Below are 20,479 nucleotides of genomic sequence, written 5' to 3' on the forward strand. Positions count from 1 at the left end.
CTAGTCAACGTGTAATGAATACACGAGGTTTGTTGTCATTATTATGAAGTTGACTATCTAATCGATAGCCTAAAGAAATTACATTATGAAACCACAAAAAATTAAATTGCTCTTATTTTCTCTTATTTTATTCCTGTTTTCTATTGCCGGACCCGTTTCAGCACAGTCTGACGGCGGAAGATTACGTACAGTCGTTGTTGGACAAGACAACCAGCCTATTGTGGCTGCAAATATTTCACTATTTCGGAAGCCCAATGATATCTTGTTAAAAGGAACTTTATCCAACGAAAATGGAGAAATTGTGTTATCTGCGATTCCCGAGGGCAAGTATAGCCTACAGGTGTCCACGGTAGGGTATGCTATTTATCGTTCTGCTGAAATGGTTGTAAGTACGGGAGATCTCAAGGTGCTGGATACGATTCGTTTACAAATGGAAAGTAAAGTGTTGAGTGAGGCACAGGTGATCGGTAAGAAGCCATTGATTGAAAGTCATCTCGATAAAGTTGTCCTCAATGTCGAAAACAGTATTTTGGCAACAGGGAATAACGCATTGGAGCTCCTGCAAAAGGTTCCGGGAGTAACTTTAGACAACAAAAAGATCAATCTACGTGGAAAAAGTAATGTGATTATCATGATTGATGGTAAGCCTACTTATCTTTCTGCTGATGAAATATCGCGATTATTGGAAAATACGGCTTCCAATGCAATAGCGTCGATCGAAGTACTGACCAATCCACCCGCAAAATATGATGCCGCAGGGAATGCAGGAATCATTAATATTAAGACAAAGAAGAATACGCAATTTGGAAGTAATGTTAGTTTAAACCTCAATTTAGGGCAAGGTAAATATACAAAGGCGGATGGTGGCTTTCTAATAAACCATCGTAACAATTGGGTAAACTTATTTTCTTCTTATAACTACGCAAATGCCTTAGGATTTAATGATTTAGATATCGATAGGGCTGTAGATACCAAAACCGGGACGACTTTTTTTAATTCGGATTCTTATTCGAAATTCCGTTATCGAGGCCATAATTTCAAATTTGCGGCAGATTTTAACCTGGGGAAAGAGGAGGTTATTGGATTTGTGGTTAACGGTAACGTAAGTAATGGCCATTCAACACGCGAGGGAAGCAATCTGATCGCCTCTCAAAAAGGAAAGCTTGATTCGATTGTATTAGGAAGCAATTTGTCAGATTTTAAATACCATTACCTCACTTATAATCTTAACTATAAAAAGACATTTGATACCTTAGGGACTGAATTGACCATTAATGGGGATTATTCATATTCGAAAAATAATGACAATAGCACTGTTGGAAACCGTTTTTTGGACGCAAATTGGGCGGAATTTAAATCACCGAATATTTTCCGGAATGATATGCTTTCTAAGACAAAAATATTAGTTTTTAAAACCGATTTTGCGCATCCTTTTAATAAAACGACGAAACTTGAGGCGGGCCTAAAATATAGCCGCGTAAAAACAGATAATAATTTGTTGTATGAAGATCAGGATCAGCAAGGCGAGTTTGTGCCAAATAATGGTCAAAGTAATCAGTTTTTGTATAATGAAAATATAGCTGCAGCTTATTTCAGCCTAAATAAATCGTTCGGAAAGTTTTCGGTACAAACTGGACTGCGTGTTGAAAATACGAGCTCCCTGGGAAATTCAGTTACGCTAGGGCAACAAACAAAACGGACCTATACCGATTTTTTCCCATCAATATTTGTACAGCAACAGATTAATGATAATCACAAGCTTGGTGCGAGTTATAGCAGGCGTATTGACCGCCCTGATTATGGGTCATTGAATCCCTTTGTGTATTATTTGGATCAATACACGTATCAGTATGGCAACCCTTATTTAAATCCACAATATACTAATTCGTATGAAGTAAATTATACTTTTAAAGATCGCTATTTATTGAGTTTGGGCTACAAGAGGACCAACGATGCCATCACCCAGGTCATAGAAAGCAATTCGGAGACCAAAGCTATTGCACAGACAGACCGAAACCTGGCTTATTTTGATTATTACAACATGAATGTCAATATACCAGTTAAGCTTTTTAAATGGTGGAGTATTTCTAACAATGCCAGCGCTTTTTATAATAAGTTTAGTTTTGATGAGCACTCCGGAGCGCAACGCCAATTGGAAAAGTTATCTTTCCAGGTAAGTTCCAATCATGATATTCGAATTGGGGAAACAACAAATCTGGAGCTGACAGCCAATTATTTTTCGCCAGCAGTTTATGGGGTATTTAGTTTTCAGTCTTACTATGGTATCGATCTAGGGGCTGGAAAAACATTTCTCGACAAAAAATTGAATGTGAAGTTGGCTGTAAATGATGTGTTGAATACAAGAGGTCAGCGCAGATTGTCGAGTTATCAGGAAAATGGATACTATCGTATACGAAATGGATATGATAGTCGGGTTATCCGATTGTCAGTTTCTTATCGTTTTGGTAATATGAATATTAAGTCAGTCAATAAGAAGGCTGGTAATAATGATGAAGATAATCGATTAAAAAAATAGGAGCTACTGTTGTATGGGGAGAGAAGGAGCGAGAGATAGCGAAGGTTTCCCTAAAACAAAAAGAGCCTGCGATATCGCAGGCTCTTTTTGTTTTAGGGAAGTTATCTTAACTTAAAAATAAGATCTCTCTCAATTTTGGAAGAGGCCATTTTTTGTCATCAACAATTTTCTCCAATTTGTTGACATGATAACGGATCACATCGAAATATGGTTTAACCGATTCATCGTAAGCGATTGATCTTTCACGTACGTCATCAATTTGGTTTGCTTTTTTACGTTCCTGACGCATTGCTTCAGCTTGCTCCAGAATGGTATTTACGTGTGTTGAAATACGTTCTACAAAGTTCAATTGAGAGCTGAACGCCGCCTGCGCTAGACCAAGGTCTTTCAATCCTTTGACATTTTCAATCAATTCGTTTTGATAAATGAAACATGCAGGAGCAATTTGGTTGTTAACCATCTCTTCGATGACACGCGCCTCAATTTGTAATTTTTTATAGAAGTTTTCAAGCAAGATTTCGTGGCGAGCTTCTGATTCACGTTTAGTATAAATACCTAGTGATTCAAACAGGGCTAAAGATTCTTCTTTTACATAAACATCTAATGCTTTAGGCGTAGATTTGATGTTAGAAAGACCACGTGCCTCAGCTTCTTTTTCCCACTCTTCGCTATATCCATTGCCTTCGAAACGGATTGCTTTTGAATCTTTGATGTATTTGCGGACAACATTTAAGATCGCAAGATCCTTTTTAATGCCTTTTTTGATTTGTTTATCTACTTCCGTTTTGAACTCGATCAATTGTGCTGCAACGATTGCATTCAACACAGTCATCGGTAAAGCAGAGTTTGCAGAAGAACCAACAGCACGGAATTCAAACTTGTTACCAGTAAAAGCAAATGGTGAGGTACGGTTCCGGTCTGTATTGTCCAATTTTAACTCAGGAACTTTAGGGATACCATGCCATAAGTTTGCCTCTGCTTTTACTTTTTTAGCAACACGAGCAGATTCAACTTCTTCCAAAAGCTCATCCAATTGAGAGCCTAAGAAAATTGAAATAATTGCTGGTGGAGCCTCATTTGCACCTAGGCGGTGATCGTTGCTTGCACTAGCGATAGAAGCGCGCATCAAATCAGCATATTCATAAACAGCTTTAATGGTGTTGACAAAGAAAGTCAAGAACATCAAATTGTTTTTAGGCGTTTTTCCAGGAGATAATAAATTTACACCGGTATTTGTGATTAAAGACCAGTTGTTGTGTTTACCAGATCCGTTGACACCGGAGTATGGTTTTTCATGCAACAATACTTTGAAGTTGTGTCTTAAAGCAACTTGTTCCATGACATTCATCAACAATTGGTTGTGATCGATAGCCAAGTTGATTTCTTCGTACATTGGAGCACATTCAAATTGAGAAGGTGCAACTTCGTTGTGACGAGTCTTTAAAGGAATACCTAATTTTAAAGCTTCATTTTCCAAATCCACCATGTAAGCTAATACACGCTCTGGAATCGCACCAAAATAGTGGTCTTCCAATTGTTGGCCTTTTGCCGACATATGGCCAAATAACGTACGGCCAGTTAACTGAAGATCTGGGCGAGCATTATATAAGGAAAGGTCAACCAAGAAATACTCTTGTTCGATACCAAGAGAAGCGTTTACTTTAGTGACCGATTTATCAAAATATTGAGCAACATCTGTTGCAGCTTTATCTACTGCGTTGATCGCTTTCAATAAAGGAGCTTTATAGTCTAATGATTCACCAGTATAGGAAACAAAAACTGTTGGAATACATAATGTTTTACCAGCGCCTGTTTCGTAAATGAAGGCAGGAGAAGATGGATCCCAAGCTGTATAACCTCTAGCTTCGAAGGTGTTACGGATACCACCATTTGGGAAAGAAGATGCATCGGGCTCTTGTTGAACTAATGCGTCAGCTGTAAATTTTTCAATTGCTTCACCGTTTTCGTCTGGCTCAAAAAAAGCATCATGTTTTTCAGCAGTCGAACCTGTTAGCGGTTGAAACCAGTGTGTGTAGTGAGAAACGCCGTGGTTAAGTGCCCAAGTTTTCATGGCCTGTGAAATGTGTTCCGCCAAATCTCTTGAAATAATCTGTCCCTCTTCAATGGATGCAACTAACTCCTTGTATGAATTTTTAGGAAGGTAGTCTTTCATTTTGTTTACGGAAAAAACATTCTTTCCGTAGATGTCAGTTGCTTTTTTAGTTTCAACTTTTTCAAATGAAGCAATTTGGCGTGAGCCTGCTGCTTCTACTGCTTTGAATCTTAGGTTCGACATTTGTATTTTGTAGTTAAATTACAGTTTTGTTGATTTTGTTTTTCAAAAATATTGTGTTTTTATTGAAAACTGAAATTTTTTTTGATGTTTTTTGTGAAATAATTCAAAAATTATGGTTTTTAGCTAATAAAAAAGGTGTGATTTATATAAATCACACCTTTTTTATTGTTTTGTGTTATAATTCAAATCCCCAGTCTATTCCTTTTTCGGTGGCAGGTACTCCTTTCTTCATCCAGGCAGGGGCGGGGGCACCTTTTAGGAAATGATCGAAGAATTGCTGCTCGCGAATTTGTATATCCTTGCGGTTTTGTCGGAGTATGAGGTTATGCTCATCACCATTATAATTCAGCATCCATACGGGTTTGTTTAATCGGCGCAATGCAGTAAACATTTCAATGCCTTGATACCATGGCACGGCCCCGTCATTGTCATTGGCCATAATGACAACAGGAGTTTTAACTTTATCTAAATGGAATAAAGGTGAATTTTCGATGTACAGTTCCGGAGCTTCCCATAGCGTTTTTCCGATGCGGCTCTGTGTATGTTCGTATTGGAATTGACGCGACATACCGGTCTGCCAGCGTATTCCGCCATAGGCAGATGTCATGTTGACAACAGGAGCACCAGTCCAAGCTGCAGCATACATATTGGTCCGTGTAATGAGGTGAGCAACTTGATAGCCGCCCCAACTTTGACCCTGTATTCCCATCTTCGTACTATCAACCCATGCATTCTGAGCGAGGTATTTCATCCCCGAATTGATGTATTCTTCAGCTGATTGACCAGGGTGACCTGTTTTGTAGCTTATATTTGGTGCAAATACAAGGTATTCGTTACTTACAAAATAGGGGATGTTCAAACGTGATGGCGTAGGAGCAGGAGGTTGATATGTATATAATCCATCGGAAAGCTTTTCATAGAAATAAGCTATAATGGGATATTTTTTTGCAGGATCAAAATTTTCTGGTTTATAAAGAATTCCCTCAGCCTGATTTCCTTCAGGCGTTGTCCAATGAACAAGTTCTGCTGTACCCCAATTGTAATTAGCCTGTTGGGGGTTAATATTGGATAGCTGTAATTCGTCTTTGAACTTGATGGTATTGGTATAGATATTCGGTGAATTCATATAATCCTCTTTACTGTACAGGATCGTTTGTTGATCTGCAGAAGAGCTGATATTCTTGAACGCTTTTGCCTCTACCAAAAGACTTTTAGGATCGCTATGCTGTCCCTTGAACTGGTAGAAACCAGACTCTTTGGTTTTATTGTCAAAAGACGTTAGAAAACCACCCTTTTTATAGTCAAGTGTAGTGGCTTGTTCGCGATCCTCTTCTCTTTTTAAAGGCAAGTAGCGGAAAGTTGTCTGTGATGCAGCTCCATAGCCGTTCGTCAAGATGGATTTGCTGGAACCGTCCAAGTTAAAATACCAGATATCATATCTCGAATTGACGTAAATCCCTTTAAAGTCTGGGCTCCATGCTGCCATGCCGTATCCTTGTGCTGAGGTAGGCATATCATTTTCTTCGTCCGCAAAGGACGCAGGTATACCGTCGTTTAGAACTGTCTTTTTCTTTGAACTAACCTGATAGGAATTCCAGGTTCCTTTATCTTGGTCGAAATATACGATGTATTTTGCGTCAGGACTTAAGATTGCATTTCCCGAAAAGTCTGAAAGGATTAACTCTTTATTTCCTGTTTTTGTCGAAACCAGATAGATGTCATCTCTTGTTCTACCTTCCCATTGGCTTGCGATGCGCTTGCCAAAATCAGTACGCGCTAAGATATACTCTTCATTTCCGTCCGGTGTAAGTGCGGTGGAGTTGAATGTTTGATCCGTCAGGGGGATAATGTTACGGTTGTATTTGGGGTAAGTGACCGCTAAGAAGTTTCTTGCAAGGTCTTTCTTTAAATTTACCAACTGCATGGGTTGTAAATAATCGTCTTGCCAGTTCCAAACGTCTACTTTAGCATGCTCAAAATCAACCAAAGTGGTGTCTTTAACACGCGGTATTGGTGCTATGCCGAAAAATAACTTCTCTCCATTTTTGCTGAAACGGATATCCCCATCCCCGCTAACAGCCCAGTTTTTAGGTATACCATTGCTGGTTTTTGTTGCAAGATATTGGGCTGTATCTATACCATTTGAATAGTAATATAAATTATAATTTTTCAGCAATGCCTTTTCATTGGAGAGATCCCCTAGATAAGCGAGCTGATTGCCTGATTCATCAAATTTGAAATTTTTATAATTGCCTTTTCCATTTGATATTTTTTTAAGCTTTTTAGTTGCTATTTCGTAGAGGTAGACTCCAGATTCTTTTGACAGGCTATCTTTCGAATCCGTTTTTTTTGAAAAAACAATTTTTGATCCGTTTTTATTCCATTCGTATTGATCTACGGATGAAAATTGTACCGAATCACCGGAATTTAAATCATATAAAGCAAGCGTTGCAACCGTTTTTTTCTTTTTATCGCTGCTTTTCTTTGCTGATGTGGCATCATTAACCGCTTTTGTTTCAGATTTCTCATTTATTTCCTTGTCGAAAAGAAAAGAGACGAAATTGTTGTTTTGATCGGCAATTTTGTAGGATTTTACCTGCGCAAATTTGACAAGGGATGAAGTTGTTAAATTGTAGATCGCCAATGAATCTTTTGGGAGTTCTTCGGCTTTCTTCTTTTTGATTTTGGCTTCTCGGGTTACGGCAAATGGCGCTTTGACCAAACTTAGCAGATGGTTTTCGGTATCTGTCAGTTTTCCATTATATCCACGGGGAATTTGAATGAGTTCTTTGTTTTCTTTGGTTTTTAGAAAAAGCTTATTATCGCCTTCTTGTGGAACGACCTGGAACAGGACAAATTTTCCCGATTTACTGATATAGGGCGATGATACGCTTTGCCAACTATCATATACCGTATGATCCAATGGTTTCTTTTGTGCATGGGCAGCGAATGCTGCCAGAAAACAAAATGGAATACAGATACTTTTCTTATTCATATTTTAAACCTTTTTGTCGCAATTTATTCATAAAAAATAAATAAACATCGATTTTTTGGTATATTCATTGTTACGTAAACATAAAAAACTGGTTATGAAATCATCATCCGCTGTTATTATTTCGATTATAATGGGCGCTGTGCTCTTGCTTGGCACCTGGATATTGGGTACAGCTTATCGTTATAAGTTTAAATCGACGCAGACAATCACTGTTAATGGTAATGCCAAAAAAGATTTCGAATCTGATCTAGTCAAATGGAGTGCTACTTTTAGCCGAAAGAATTATGAATTGAGTGCTGCTTCAGCACAACTGGCCACAGATCGTGATTTGGTGCGGGATTTTTTAGTGCAACAAGGGGTTAAAGCCGACGAAATCCGTTTCGAGGCCGTTAATATTGCCAAAGATTTCGAATATCATACAGATGGAAAGGGGAATGGTTATAATACTTTTTCCGGTTATACATTATCGCAGGCCGTAAGTGTCGAATCCAAAGACTTAAATAAAGTGGACAATGCGTCACGAGAAATATCGACATTAATTTCCAAAGGGATAGAACTTAGCTCCAGCACCCCCAATTATTATTACTCCAAGCTAGAGGATCTGAAATTAGAACTTATTTCACAGGCTTCAAAAAATGCACATCAACGTGCAGAAAATATTGCAAAGGAATCGAATGCCGGATTAGGTAATCTGGTAAAGGCCGATCTCGGAATTTTTCAGATAACAGGACAAAACGACAACGAAGAGTACTCTTCTGGCGGTGCATTTAATACAACCTCAAGAAAAAAAACAGCTAATATCACGGTTAAAGCAAGTTTTTTGAGTAACTAATGAAAAATTATTCGACTGAATTTCAGTTCTATATTGGTTTTCATTGAAAATTTGTTCAAAAAGTTTTCTCCTTTTCAATAAAAAACCTACTTTTGCATCATCCCAAACGGATATGCCCGGATGGCGGAATTGGTAGACGCGCTGGTCTCAAACACCAGTGGGAAACCGTGCCGGTTCGACTCCGGCTCCGGGTACTAAAAGGGTCTTAAGATTATATATCATAAGGCCCTTTATTAGTAAAATGCCCTTTTGGGAACGTAAAACCACACCTTGACACGGGTGATTTAGTTAACAAGCCGAAAAATTTGTAGACAACGTGTATACAGGATTTTCGGTTATGAGTAAACCTATATCATCACCCGGACAAATGTTCAAAATTTCTTTAAAGCTGTTTACTTGGACAGCACGAATTCAGCAAAATGGTATGTCGGCTCTTTACATAGAGTCCTATATATCGGTCAAAGGCAAAAAAGCAGATCGTAAGCAATTCAATATTAATTTGGAATGGCCGCACGCAAAAATTGATTTTGGTAAAAATGAATTGCGCCAGCGCTATAAAAACGTCGAGGACGTAAATGATTATAATATGATAATTCGGGACCAGATATCCCGAATCAATGAAATTGCTAAGCGTTTCCGTCTACAGAATCGAATGCTGACTAATGAAATGATCGAACGGGAATTGCTTTACTATGATGCATCGCGTTCACTTGTTGCCTTTATGAGATTGTCAAGGAAAGAAAGATACCAAAGCAAAGAAATAGTCAAACGTACTTACATGAACCATCTAAGTACGATCAATTCTATAATTGATTTTCGACCTCTGACTGAATTCTCCCAGGTCGATAAGAAATGGTTCACTGATTATCGCAATTATCTAAAGTCGGAGATCAAACAGGACGGTAAAGTTGTAAAGAAGTCAATTTCCGACAATACCGTCTGGACACGCATAAAAGATATTAAAGCCTACTTGACAATAGCGAATGAGCAACATGGTGTATATGTGCCGGAGTTCGGCCCTAAAGAAGTTAAAAACCCATACCACAAAAAAGAAGCGGTCTATCTGAGAAAAGAGGAGGTTGTAAGACTAATCAATAAGCTTGATGAGGGGGTATTGGGTTCACAGGACTATCAAGTTCTAAAAGCATTCTTGTTTTGTTGTTTTACTGGATTCAGAATATCCGATTTATATAACTCTACATATCAGTGGATGGTATCCGATAATTTCCTACAGTTTTTAATGGTCAAGAATTCGGAGAATAAACCTAAGACTATTACAATACCGTTGATCCCAATAGCGAAAAAGTTCATTTCAAATAATAAGGGTAAATTCTTCGATCTTCCAACTGAACAGGAGTATAACCGTACGCTGAAAGTTCTGATGAAGTTGTGCCAGATCAATAAAAAGGTCAGTAGCCACGCGGGCCGACATACTTTTGGACATCTATTTATGAAATTCGGGGGGAATATACTAGCACTTATGAAAATCTTAGGGCATACGAAAATCGAAACGACGATGACGTATGCCCATTTGGATGATGATGATAATCTAGATCTAGCGCTTAAGGTCAATGAAGAATTTAGTGATATACCTAAAATGAGGGTGGTTTAGGTCCACCCTCCAGCTTTCTTTTAAAAAAAATGGTTTGGGAGACTGTTCTTATATATTTTATCTAATATATCTTTATCATAAAATTAAAACCAAGCATTTATACCTTTACCTACTAGATTAGTCATAGGTCTGTAACCTGTGTCTATTGGGTGTACTCCATCAGACGTATAAACCCTTTCAGACGATCCTTCAACGCTTGGCCTGAATGGAAGATTTCTTGAAAAGTCTACCACTGGTATTGAATACATATCAGCTAAATTTCTCATGGCATTAGCATAATCTAGACTTCGTAATCCAAGGGAATTAGGCTCATCGGATGATGGGCTACTTGTTACACGTCCATAAGGGATAGGGGTGCAAAAAATTATTTTTACATTTTTATTATGAGCTATAAGTCTTTCTACAATTTTTTTCAACCCTCCTAAATATGTTGCCGAACCTGCTGTATCAGAGAGTGCACCAATAGGCCGTGAGGTCCTATGATCGTTAACACCATGTATCAGAACTAAACTTGGATTTTCATCAATTACTGACTGAATAACATCATCAGATTGAAGTTGCCCTGCAAATGATTGGCCTGATAATCCTTTCATTTTAACATCTGATGCCTTTGTGATATCCCTTAGGAAATTACGGTATGTAGCATAATTGTTGGCTACTGTTATGCTATCTCCTAAAGGAACAACAATTTTGCCCTCAAAAGCTAATGTTGTAACAGGATTGTAAGTAAATACCTCTATAGGTGGTATATCTGTTTCTGTAGCAAACTTAATAGTAAACTGCATTCTGTAACAGTTGGCCGGCGTAAATATAGACGAAAAAGCACTTGTTCCACTGAAATACCCAACTTTTAAACCATTTTTATCCTGAAACTGAACATTCCTTGTCCCAGGTGTAAGCCCTGAAAAACCTACTAAACTGTTAGGTTCTACAGCTATGGGATGTGATAATTTATAACCGCTGAAGGTACCTATATCACCGGAAGCATTCACGGCTTTATTATCCTCAATTAAAGTACTATTTCTATCAAAAAGATTTGTCGATTTAACTTTAGATAAATCATTGTTTAATACCCTAATGTCTTGGTTACTTAAAATCTTATTACCATCTAATGTAGCGCCCGCCACTAAAGAATCGGCTAAAAGCTTAAATCCTGATCTAGCTTTAGTTATCTTCTCTGTTGAAGTGCCTTTAGCTATACCTATACCTGCAGGCATTGATGATTCGCTAGAAAGCTTTGCACTAAATTGTAATCTTGTACATCCAGCTGGCGTTGTGAAAACACCATTAGTAACTATGAAAGATAATTTTGCACCACTAGAGTTCTGAAACTGTATGCTTCTAGCAACACCAAAGTTTAGACATGCGTATTGTGTATTTTCGGTAACTGTTATTGGATATGACAATATAGCGCCTGTTGAAGTAACTATATCACCAGTAGCGTTGTTTATACCTCTATTGGGCACATTATCCGGGCTGTCTCTATCATAAATGTTTACCCCAGTATTGTCCAAAGGAACAAAATCATATACAGCTTTAGACGTTGGCAAATTACTACTTCCTTGTACTACGACGTCTACCCCCTGAACTGTCGGCATATCTAAGGTAAATCTTTTTACCCATTTAGTACCATCAAATAGAACCAATCCCCATTGTGTGGCGCTATATTCTAAAGTTCCTCCGGATTGCTGACTATATTTGCCATTTGCCAAAAAGCCAAATTTATTTGAGACCGTAGGAATAGGAAGAGCAACCGGCGTGGAGGAAGTGGCGACTGGTAAGTCATAAAAATCTGCTCCCTGAATTTCGATATCACCAATAATCTGTTTACCGAAATCTTTCATTGTGGCACCTCTCCAAAATGCTTCGTTTGCCTGTTGAAGAACTAAAAATACCTTCTGCCAGTCGGTTATAGGGGGAAGTCCATTGATTGTAGGCTCTAAAATATTGTCGCTCATTATTGTAAAGTTTTAAAGTTTTAAAAAGTTAGGGGCTTGCACTATATATGGATAGGCAAGCATAGTGTCCTGATAGGAGAATTCGATATCGAAGTCGTTCAAAGCATTCTTTGTCGGATCGATAGCCGGATCTTTCAGATTGATAGCACGGAAAGCACCATCAAGCAGATGGTACCGCTGTTTACTGAAAATGAAATCGATCAATAACTGTCGGTGTTGGCGTGACTGGATATAGCCAGTATTCTTTTTTACAGATCGTGAAAGGGTTCCGGCGTATTCCACGACGTATTCTTCCTGCATGATCGCCGTGGAAGTTTCATTTTTGAACGTTTCTTTCTGTTCACCAGACATCACCAAGCTGTCAAAACCACCCAGACGGTTTTGAAAAACGAAAAATTCATCGACAACATGGTTGTATTGTTCGACGACAAAAACCTGTTTTCTTAGTATGATCTTGTTAGCAGAATTGACCGCGTAAACAGTGTACTGTTTTAGCTTCTTTGTGGAATTGCGCTGAACCAAATAGGCAGACACATCTACCGTCTGCAGCTTCAAAGCTTGTAGAGTGGCATAGCTTAACAACGCCGTTGTATTGTCTTCAAACAAACAATAGACCTTAACCGTAACCGATTCACCTGGATAAGCAGTTAAGTAAACTGGCTGGTGTGTTCTTACCGTCTGGGGAAGGATCGCAATATTTAGCCAGTTTGTTGACGTGATGAATTCCAGATCAATAGGCTGTCTATAGTAGAATCCTTTTAATACTTTAAAAGCGATATTTACCGTCATGTCAGCATCGGTTATGCTGACTGTAAATGTTCGGCATCCCTGTTCGTGAATTGTAACCAGATCGTCTTTAGGTCTGTCTATTGTTAGCAGATCATCGATCAACAGGGAATACTTCAAAACCAAATAAGTGAAATGATTTAAAGGGCTGTAATTTTCCTCGATGATTTCCGTTGTCCCATCCAATAGCTTGACCGTGACCTGGGCTTGTGTCGAAGCGACTTCGATAGGGGGTAAGCTCAACGAATAATTTAAGGTGTCCGGTTTTGATCGAATAGAGAGCATACTAAAAGGATATTAAGTCATACGTCACACCCAAACCAATACCATAGGAAAATCCGTTTGGCGTCATGATCGGTCCGCCAAAAGCGCCAATGCCCCAGCGTGAAGGCTGTTTAACCTTTGTGACGTCCTGAACCAAACTGATCTGCGCCCGATCATCGGAAACAATGATGGCCGAATAATATTTGTAGGGATGGAATATTGATTTACGTGATCGATACGTCAGCAATTCGGGTTTTATCGTGACTTTCGGTATCCAAAGATTGGAATCGATATTGTAGCGGATATCAAATGTTTTGTCTTTTAATTGCGCCCATTGTGCGCCCTTATGATCTTGGTACCGCGTTCCTTTCAATGAATCCTGCAGGGTAATAGCGAATGATTTCCACGACTTGACATCCTTTAGTGCAATTTTTAACGCTGCCTGTAGGGTGTCCGCTACGCTTTTGGAAACGAAGTCCCCAATATTTCGGTTGGTTTCGATTGGAATGTACCGAATAATTGTTTTTTGGCCCAAACTATCGTGCGTGGTCCCGACGATAGTGTTATAGGCATTTACACTGTCTTTTAAGTCACTCATTTGTTTATATTCCGCTTTTAGCGACCTGTTTTCCTGGTAGAAAGTAAATGCGATAATACCGACTATCACAATTACGACACATAATAAAAAGTATCTCATGGCATTACTTGTTTAATGTCCTGTGCGGACTGTTTTCTTACAATTGAATCGTTTTTAGCTGTCTGATTTTTTAGTTCTTTATCATTAAGCACATTCTGTAAAAGGATTTTATTTAGTTCTGAAATTTCCTTCCGGGCTTCCTTCAGATCTTCTTTGCAACCGTCGTTATTATCTTTTGTATCCTGTCGATTACTGTCGATCAGCCAAAAAATCAATATTATCATTATACCTGTGATTGTCTGCCGATAATACTTCGATAGCGCTTGGATCAATGGTGCGAACAGGATTTTAATTAACTCATTCATATTAGTTTCAGTTAGGCAAAAATGCTTTTATATGGCAGATTGGTAAAGGACAGGTCTAAACCTCGATCAGATCAGCGACAACAGGATCTATTCGGTCACGTCTTATGGTATACTGCAGCTTTTCAATGTAGAAATTACGCCCGTCCAGGTGAACTTTGTCCGTAATCGAAAGCCTGTTCAGTTCCAACGCTGTCAACAGGAAAACGCCAGATCCTTTTAAGCGGGGCTTTTCGATCCAGTTCTTGAATTCTTTATGATATTGCTCGATCAAACCGTCTGGACCGTCCCAAGAAAGCGAAATGTTTGCATTTCCGTAGGGGCTTAAAAACGGATAGGTCTTAGTTCCAATAGTGCGATTTCCCGAATAAACCAACAATGATAGATAAGTCTGCCGTACGTTCCGAACAGCAATGTCTTGCATGTTTTCCGGGTCCCATTTAGGCACCAGCCAAAATTTCTTTGATAGCGGATCGTCGTTTAGGCTATTCCAGTAGACAGCGGGCGATAGGTATAGCTGCTTGATATCTGACTTTGCGTTAAACTTGTTTTTCTCCCCAGATTCTGTTTTTGCTTTTGGTTTTTTATACCCCTTGAAGTCATATCCGATTACAAGTTCATAGCCTTCCACGTTTTGGACAATGTAGTATTGGTAGTAGGCGCTTTTAATAAAAATTTCCTGCGTTGACGTAATCAGAAATGTTTCCGAATACGAATCATCATGGTCAGTCAGATTGAATTCCTTGGCTTGCATGGCTTCATGGGTAGCTACTTCGGTAAACGTTACATTTTCCTCTGCATAGTATTTTGGATCTTCGAAGCCATAATCATAATACTGAGCATCCTGTTTTGATTTATTGAAAACACCCTGCAGCTTAGTTGACCAGTCTGCTTTAACAGGCTGGGCAAACACTTCTTTATTTTCCTTGACGATAAATTTCCCTTTGTGAGCCACCAGCGTAAGGCAGAATAGATTAAGGATCATCTGCAGGAACTTATTTGCATTGATGTTAGGCAAGCATTCGGATAACGTCAGATAAGCAGGCAATTCACCCAATGGGCTACTTGTAATCGGTTTGGGTTCACTCCACGTAACAAAGAGATTCTTAAGATAAAATGTCGGAATCAATATGTCGCGCAAAGCGGTTGTTTCAAAAGGTGATTCGATCAGATTGGAGCCAATAAGCTTATCAATAAGATATTTCATCCGAAAAATTGGGAATATAATTCCGTGTGCCTGATCGCTATTGCTTGAATCTTTGAAATAGAAGTTTTGTAACGAAGGGTTGAAACAATTTAGATATTGCTTTTGCAATTCCAATATTGGGGGATTTGTTAAAGACGATCGATAAGTAAGACCCGTTACGCGGTCGTAATAGGATCTGATTTCGTCTTGATAATACCTATACTCGTTATTGGTTGTACGAACGTGTATCGGAGCGGCAATATAATTTGGGTTTGTATTATAGGCTAATCCAGTTGCCCAATTTTTATACGAATTGAAATAAGATTGGGTATTATCGAAGTCATAGATGCCTTCATTGCCCGCAAATTGGACTTCTCCAACATCTTTGGAAAACATAGCGACATCTAAGTTCTCATTAAAGTCAACGCCCTTAAAATTGACCTTAATTGTGTTTTCACAGCTTACAAGGTTAACCGTTCCATCATGTATTAATATTCCCTGAAAATAGATCTGGCAGGAATACGTTTTGAAAAGATTATCGCCCAGATGCGCCCCTATACGATTTGGATAACCAAATATCTGCAGGTTCCTAGGGGTCATCGGCAAATCAAAAGCAAGACTGTAGGGGATAGGGAGTCTTTCTTCTACCATCATAGGATTTTCGACCGTCATTGCAATACTGATATCCGACGGAAGATCGACGTTTAATTTTTTGACCTTAATTTCAAGCATAGCACGAAATTACCTTCGTGCTATGCTGTTTTAAAGGACATTAGAGTGATCCGTTAGACTGGTCGCGTTGAAGATCCTCGAACTGTTCAACAAAGCCACCTTTGCCTAAAAGAACCACTTCTGCTTTAAGATTATCGAGCTTATTGTTAAGCTTCGTTATTACCGCTACCATATTCGAATCGTCATAAACAAATGGCGCCGGAGCAGGAATATTGAGCGTTGAACCGCTGAATGTGCCGCCTGTTGCTCGACCCGTGATCGACGATTGGATAACCGATGACAACATCGACGGATTGATATTTCCGTTGCGTTGAACTGAATCAAGCCAGGATATAACCGGAGCCGTGACGGGATTATTGACAAGATCGTTATTTGCCACCCATTCGGTACCCCCTTCCGACACCAAAATAGTTGGCTTGTCTATAAATCCGCGCATACTTGGTCTATTTTTAGCCCTGAACGGTTTATTGTCCTGTTTACGACGAACATCGATATAACCACCATCTTCGCGGCCTTCTATGACTGGCAAAGGTGTTTTTATGATCGTAGCGACCTGTAAAGCACCCATTGCAGCAACAAGCGCCATAAGGACCGGATTCGGAAACGCTTTAGTGATCCCTGTAGCTGTATTGATGATTGCCGTCATCAAACCGACGCTCTTTTCGCGTTTCGCTTGATTGTAAGCGATGACAGACTTTTTCTTTTCAAGATCTTTATCCAACTTTTCGATCTGGGCGTTGTAAGCTTCCTGGCTTATGCTTCCGCTTTTTAAGCGTTTGTCCAGATTATCTTTCTTCTTCTTGTTGGCCTGTTCATCCTGTTGCAGCTTGGCGTTTTCACCTGCAGCAACGAAGGAGTTATATTGCTTCCAGATATCGGTTCCGGCAGTAACGGCATTAAACATGCGCTGCAGCTTTTCTTCACTGGTGCCGATATTGGTAAAGAGGTTTTGCCAATCATCGAAAGTCATACCGAGGATATCGGTCTTGCCCTTCGTGTCGGTTTTAAATTCGTCGGTTTTATCTAAACCTTTTAAAGCCGCGATTTCAAGTTTTAATTCCTGTATTTTTTTAGACAGGGCTTTCTTTTCTTCGTCGGAAAGAAGGGCATCCGATAGGTTAACGCCCTCTAATTGTCCTGTACGCATTGTTTCTTGCAGGATGTCCAACAATTCTTCAAGATGCTTGCGTGTGGCTTCCTGTTCTGAAAGTTCCTGCTGATTGCGGATCAGCTTTTTAGCCTGTGCTAGATTGGTTACTTTGCTCAGTTCCTTTGCGTTGAGTTTTTCAGAAAGAACTTCTTTTGCCTGTGATAAACTTGTGATCGAATTTAATTCATCAATGTGCTGAATTTTAAGATCGGTAATTAAAGATTTATTAGCTTCTAATACCTGATCTGTCCGTTTAGCCAGTGCATCGGCGTCGATTTTATTAAGATTGGCTTGATGATTATTTTCGAGAATTTCGACAGATTGAATTTGTTCTGCCGTCATTTCCTCTCTTTTCAAACCAAAAAGACCCGCTTGCTTAAGCCTTTCTTGATAAGCTTCATTTTCCTGTTGTAGCAAAGGATCTGATTTGTCTACAAGCTTTTCCCGGAATTTCTTCTGAGCTGCTTCCCGTTTTATTAATTCTGATAGTGCTACCTTCGTGGTTTCCTGTTGCGAATGGTTATATTTTCGATTTATTTCATTCGTTTTTTGCTGATAATCCGCTTCAATATCTGCTAGTTTAGACAGTTCATCAGAAGTCATTTGCTTGCGGTCTCTCTGGAATAATCCTGCCGCTTGAAGCTGTAATTGATAGGCTTTCTTTGCTTCTTCCAACTCTTTTAAACGCGCTTTTTTCGCTTCACGGGCAGCTTTCTCTGCTGCTTTTTTTGCTTCTTTATCTTCAGGCGTTACGGTGCCACCCGTAACCGTATTACCTCCGGTTTTAGTAGCAGTAAGGCTATTTAGTTTTTCTGTATTTGCTAGTATAGAATCTGTTAGCAGTTTTCGCCCTTGGGCTATATTTTTCAAAGACTGCAGATTATCTTCTGCATTAAAAACGGTTGATGCAGGTAGTCCGACGATTTGTTTTCTAATCTCTCGATATGTTTCAGTCCAAAATCCCAATTCACCTTTTGCAATTTTTCGTTCCAATTTGGCCAATTCTTCCAGTTCATCACCAGCCGCCTGAATCTGTGATTTCAAAACCAACGCCTGTGAATACTCTTTGATTGCGCGGGTAGCTTTGCCTATTAATAATTCTTCTTGGGTATAACTATCTAACACGCCCGGCATGATCTGTTTAAGCTGTTCCATCGCCGCAAGTCGTTTGTTTTGAGCAACAGTATTGTCTGTCATGATTCTGTTAAGGGAATCAATCTGTGTGGTCTGATTAATGGTATTGTCCTGCGCTTTTTTCATGGCATTTTCTAGAACACCATGAGTTTTTACAATACCCCTAAGATTGTCACCATATAATACCAAACCAGCAACAATCGCGCTGATTGCAGCAACCAATAATCCAAGAGGGTGAACGGTTATTGTTCTGAAAAATAAGTTCAATGCTATATTTGCACCTACTATTCGTCCGGCTAGTAATTCAGTAGCTGCAGCCCATAACAAAGTTGCAGCAGTTGCGATTCTATCCCATGCAGCCTTTAATTTCACCAGCACAATATTTGCAGCAAGATTGGTGTTGCTTAGGGCGATCACAGTGTTATAGGCGAAATATGCTGTAGCCACCATTGTAATAATTCGATAGTGTTCAGCAATGAAGTTGATTATCACCATCAAAGAACGAAGGAATATAGTTAACAGGCTATTTCCAGATACTAAAACAGGCCAAAGCTTTTCGCCTAATTCCCGCCAGAACTTGTTTACCTCTTTACGCGCTTTGTCCAACTGTGCGGCGGCATTTTCATTCTTAACGTTATACTCCTTTGTTAGACTGGTGCCTTCCGCCATTGCTTGGTTCGACAGTGACATTGAACTTTGAAGCATGTCAATGTTATTAGACAATGACCCTAAAACCTGAACAACATGCCCGCCTTCTTGTCCAAGATCTCCAAGTGTGGCGGCCAATTCGTTAATACCCGAGGATGAGTTTTTAACGCCCTGTAGTACTTTAAGAAAGGCACCCATGAAATCTTTTTCGAGTAAGGTTTGGAATTCCTTCACATTCATTCCAGCGTATTTGCTGTAAGTCTTAGCATCTCCAGCCATATTGATCCACAACTTCGAAATTGCAGTTCCTGCAACTTCTTCTGATTGTTTTAGCTGATCGAGGGTCGCCGCTAAACCAAAGATTTTATCAATCGAAACGCCAGCAAGAGGAGCAATACCAGCAAGTCGTCCAGCGAGACCAACCATATATCCTTCATTGGCCGTGCCAGCGGCACCCAGCTCATTGATGGCACTACCAACTTTACGGAAAGCATCTTCTGTACTGTAGATATCCTTCAACTTGAATATATCAATCAGCTTACCTACTTGGTTGACAGTTTCTTCAACATCACCGCCCAGGTCTTCGTTTAATGCTACAACCAATTCGTTATTGGCGCGAACGAACCCGGCAATCTCATTAACATCAGTATACCCCAGCTTACCAGCAATACGCCCGAGACCAAGCAAATCATCCTGGCTGGTTCGGGTATCTATCTTTTCAAGTTCCGCGTTCAGACCTTTTACAGCATCTTTGGTCAGCCCCGTGGTCTTCATGACATCGGATAGTTTATCATCGAATTCAGCATAGCGGTCTGTCGCTCTAGTGATACCGGACCACGCGGCCGTAAGACCAGCAGCACCAGCTATTAGCGCCCCAGCAAGCTTCGTATACTTCGAGGTTAGATTGGTAATAAAATTTCCTGTCTCTTCCGATCCCGCATTGATTTCCTTTAGACGGTCACGAATAGCCTTCATCTGTTCGTCGAGAGCCTTCCAGTTATCCGAATGCGGTTCGGCCATATCTCGCTGAATCTTAAGGTTTCGATAAGCTTTGGTTAACTCAGTCGTTGACTTTTCTTCTAGCTTAAGGCTGGCGTTCAATTGGGATAGCCGCTGTTTCTGTTCAGCTATTGACTGGTTCAAGGCGTCGGCCTGTGCTGTCAGTTCTTGATATCGGACTGATCCGGTCTGATTGTTCCGTTCAAGCTTTTTCATTTCGTCGTTGACGGCTTCCAGTTTCTTCTTGCTATCAACCAGTTCACGGCTCACCTTACCGATCTCTGATTTAGCAGTATTGCCGTTCACGATTATGTTTAACACCAAGTCTTCTTGTGTAAGTTTGCTGGCCATT

At 39.6% G+C, this 20,479-nt stretch carries 11 protein-coding genes and 1 tRNA gene; 4 read left to right on the forward strand and 8 right to left on the reverse strand.

Going from position 1 to position 20,479, the window contains the following annotated elements; all coding sequences use genetic code 11:
* Nucleotides 1–85 precede the first annotated feature (85 nt).
* Nucleotides 86–2,536, forward strand: a complete 2,451-nt coding sequence (locus L1283_RS14770; RefSeq protein ID WP_088162033.1) for a TonB-dependent receptor — start codon at nucleotides 86–88, stop codon at nucleotides 2,534–2,536.
* A gap of 106 nt (nucleotides 2,537–2,642) precedes the next feature.
* On the opposite strand, the gene L1283_RS14775 is transcribed toward L1283_RS14770, so the two are convergent.
* Both L1283_RS14775 and L1283_RS14780 read right to left on the reverse strand, forming a co-directional pair.
* Entirely contained in the window at nucleotides 2,643–4,832 is a 2,190-nt protein-coding gene (locus tag L1283_RS14775) for a glutamine synthetase III (RefSeq protein WP_088162032.1), read from the reverse strand.
* A gap of 175 nt (nucleotides 4,833–5,007) precedes the next feature.
* Nucleotides 5,008–7,827 (reverse strand): S9 family peptidase, encoded by a 2,820-nt coding sequence (locus L1283_RS14780; RefSeq protein WP_088162031.1) that lies wholly within the window; start codon nucleotides 7,825–7,827, stop codon nucleotides 5,008–5,010.
* Between the two features lie 94 nt (nucleotides 7,828–7,921).
* On the opposite strand from L1283_RS14780, the gene L1283_RS14785 reads away from it, so the two are divergent.
* The 3 genes from L1283_RS14785 (at nucleotide 7,922) to L1283_RS14795 (ending at nucleotide 10,271) form a co-directional block, all read left to right on the forward strand.
* Nucleotides 7,922–8,659: an SIMPL domain-containing protein gene (locus tag L1283_RS14785; protein WP_088162030.1), complete on the forward strand. Its 738-nt coding sequence runs from the start codon at nucleotides 7,922–7,924 to the stop codon at nucleotides 8,657–8,659.
* A gap of 114 nt (nucleotides 8,660–8,773) precedes the next feature.
* Nucleotides 8,774–8,853, forward strand: a tRNA-Leu gene (locus L1283_RS14790).
* 143 nt (nucleotides 8,854–8,996) lie between these two features.
* A complete protein-coding gene (locus L1283_RS14795; protein ID WP_429626288.1) occupies nucleotides 8,997–10,271 on the forward strand; it encodes a tyrosine-type recombinase/integrase in 1,275 nt (424 codons plus the stop codon).
* A gap of 83 nt (nucleotides 10,272–10,354) precedes the next feature.
* Here L1283_RS14795 and L1283_RS14800 read toward each other — a convergent pair whose 3' ends face one another.
* The 6 genes from L1283_RS14800 to L1283_RS14825 are packed head-to-tail and all read right to left on the reverse strand — an operon-like array spanning nucleotide 10,355 to nucleotide 20,478.
* Nucleotides 10,355–12,229, reverse strand: a complete 1,875-nt coding sequence (locus L1283_RS14800) for an SGNH/GDSL hydrolase family protein (RefSeq protein WP_429626289.1) — start codon at nucleotides 12,227–12,229, stop codon at nucleotides 10,355–10,357.
* Between the two features lie 12 nt (nucleotides 12,230–12,241).
* A complete protein-coding gene (locus L1283_RS14805) occupies nucleotides 12,242–13,300 on the reverse strand; it encodes a hypothetical protein (RefSeq protein WP_429626290.1) in 1,059 nt (352 codons plus the stop codon).
* Between the two features lies 1 nt (nucleotide 13,301).
* A complete protein-coding gene (locus L1283_RS14810) occupies nucleotides 13,302–13,976 on the reverse strand; it encodes a DUF6808 domain-containing protein (RefSeq protein ID WP_429626291.1) in 675 nt (224 codons plus the stop codon).
* Entirely contained in the window at nucleotides 13,973–14,281 is a 309-nt protein-coding gene (locus tag L1283_RS14815) for a hypothetical protein (RefSeq protein WP_294184771.1), read from the reverse strand. The genes L1283_RS14810 and L1283_RS14815 overlap by 4 nt, the downstream gene beginning before the upstream one ends.
* Nucleotides 14,282–14,336: 55 nt before the next feature.
* Nucleotides 14,337–16,196, reverse strand: a complete 1,860-nt coding sequence (locus L1283_RS14820; RefSeq protein ID WP_429626292.1) for a hypothetical protein — start codon at nucleotides 16,194–16,196, stop codon at nucleotides 14,337–14,339.
* 40 nt (nucleotides 16,197–16,236) lie between these two features.
* Nucleotides 16,237–20,478 (reverse strand): phage tail tape measure protein, encoded by a 4,242-nt coding sequence (locus L1283_RS14825; protein ID WP_429626293.1) that lies wholly within the window; start codon nucleotides 20,476–20,478, stop codon nucleotides 16,237–16,239.
* Nucleotide 20,479 lies beyond the last annotated feature (1 nt).

This window comes from Sphingobacterium sp. HSC-15S19 (genome assembly GCF_050433745.1).
GTDB lineage: Bacteria > Bacteroidota > Bacteroidia > Sphingobacteriales > Sphingobacteriaceae > Sphingobacterium > Sphingobacterium siyangense.

Bases quoted from the DNA above. Each gene is read 5' to 3' on its own strand.
- L1283_RS14810 (WP_429626291.1), bottom strand. From the start codon at position 13,976: ATGAGATACTTTTTATTATGTGTCGTAATTGTGATAGTCGGTATTATC.
- L1283_RS14805 (WP_429626290.1), bottom strand. From the start codon at position 13,300: ATGCTCTCTATTCGATCAAAACCGGACACCTTAAATTATTCGTTGAGC.
- L1283_RS14770 (WP_088162033.1), top strand. From the start codon at position 86: ATGAAACCACAAAAAATTAAATTGCTCTTATTTTCTCTTATTTTATTC.
- L1283_RS14775 (WP_088162032.1), bottom strand. From the start codon at position 4,832: ATGTCGAACCTAAGATTCAAAGCAGTAGAAGCAGCAGGCTCACGCCAA.
- L1283_RS14825 (WP_429626293.1), bottom strand. From the start codon at position 20,478: ATGGCCAGCAAACTTACACAAGAAGACTTGGTGTTAAACATAATCGTG.
- L1283_RS14780 (WP_088162031.1), bottom strand. From the start codon at position 7,827: ATGAATAAGAAAAGTATCTGTATTCCATTTTGTTTTCTGGCAGCATTC.
- L1283_RS14815 (WP_294184771.1), bottom strand. From the start codon at position 14,281: ATGAATGAGTTAATTAAAATCCTGTTCGCACCATTGATCCAAGCGCTA.
- L1283_RS14795 (WP_429626288.1), top strand. From the start codon at position 8,997: ATGAGTAAACCTATATCATCACCCGGACAAATGTTCAAAATTTCTTTA.
- L1283_RS14800 (WP_429626289.1), bottom strand. From the start codon at position 12,229: ATGAGCGACAATATTTTAGAGCCTACAATCAATGGACTTCCCCCTATA.
- L1283_RS14785 (WP_088162030.1), top strand. From the start codon at position 7,922: ATGAAATCATCATCCGCTGTTATTATTTCGATTATAATGGGCGCTGTG.
- L1283_RS14820 (WP_429626292.1), bottom strand. From the start codon at position 16,196: ATGCTTGAAATTAAGGTCAAAAAATTAAACGTCGATCTTCCGTCGGAT.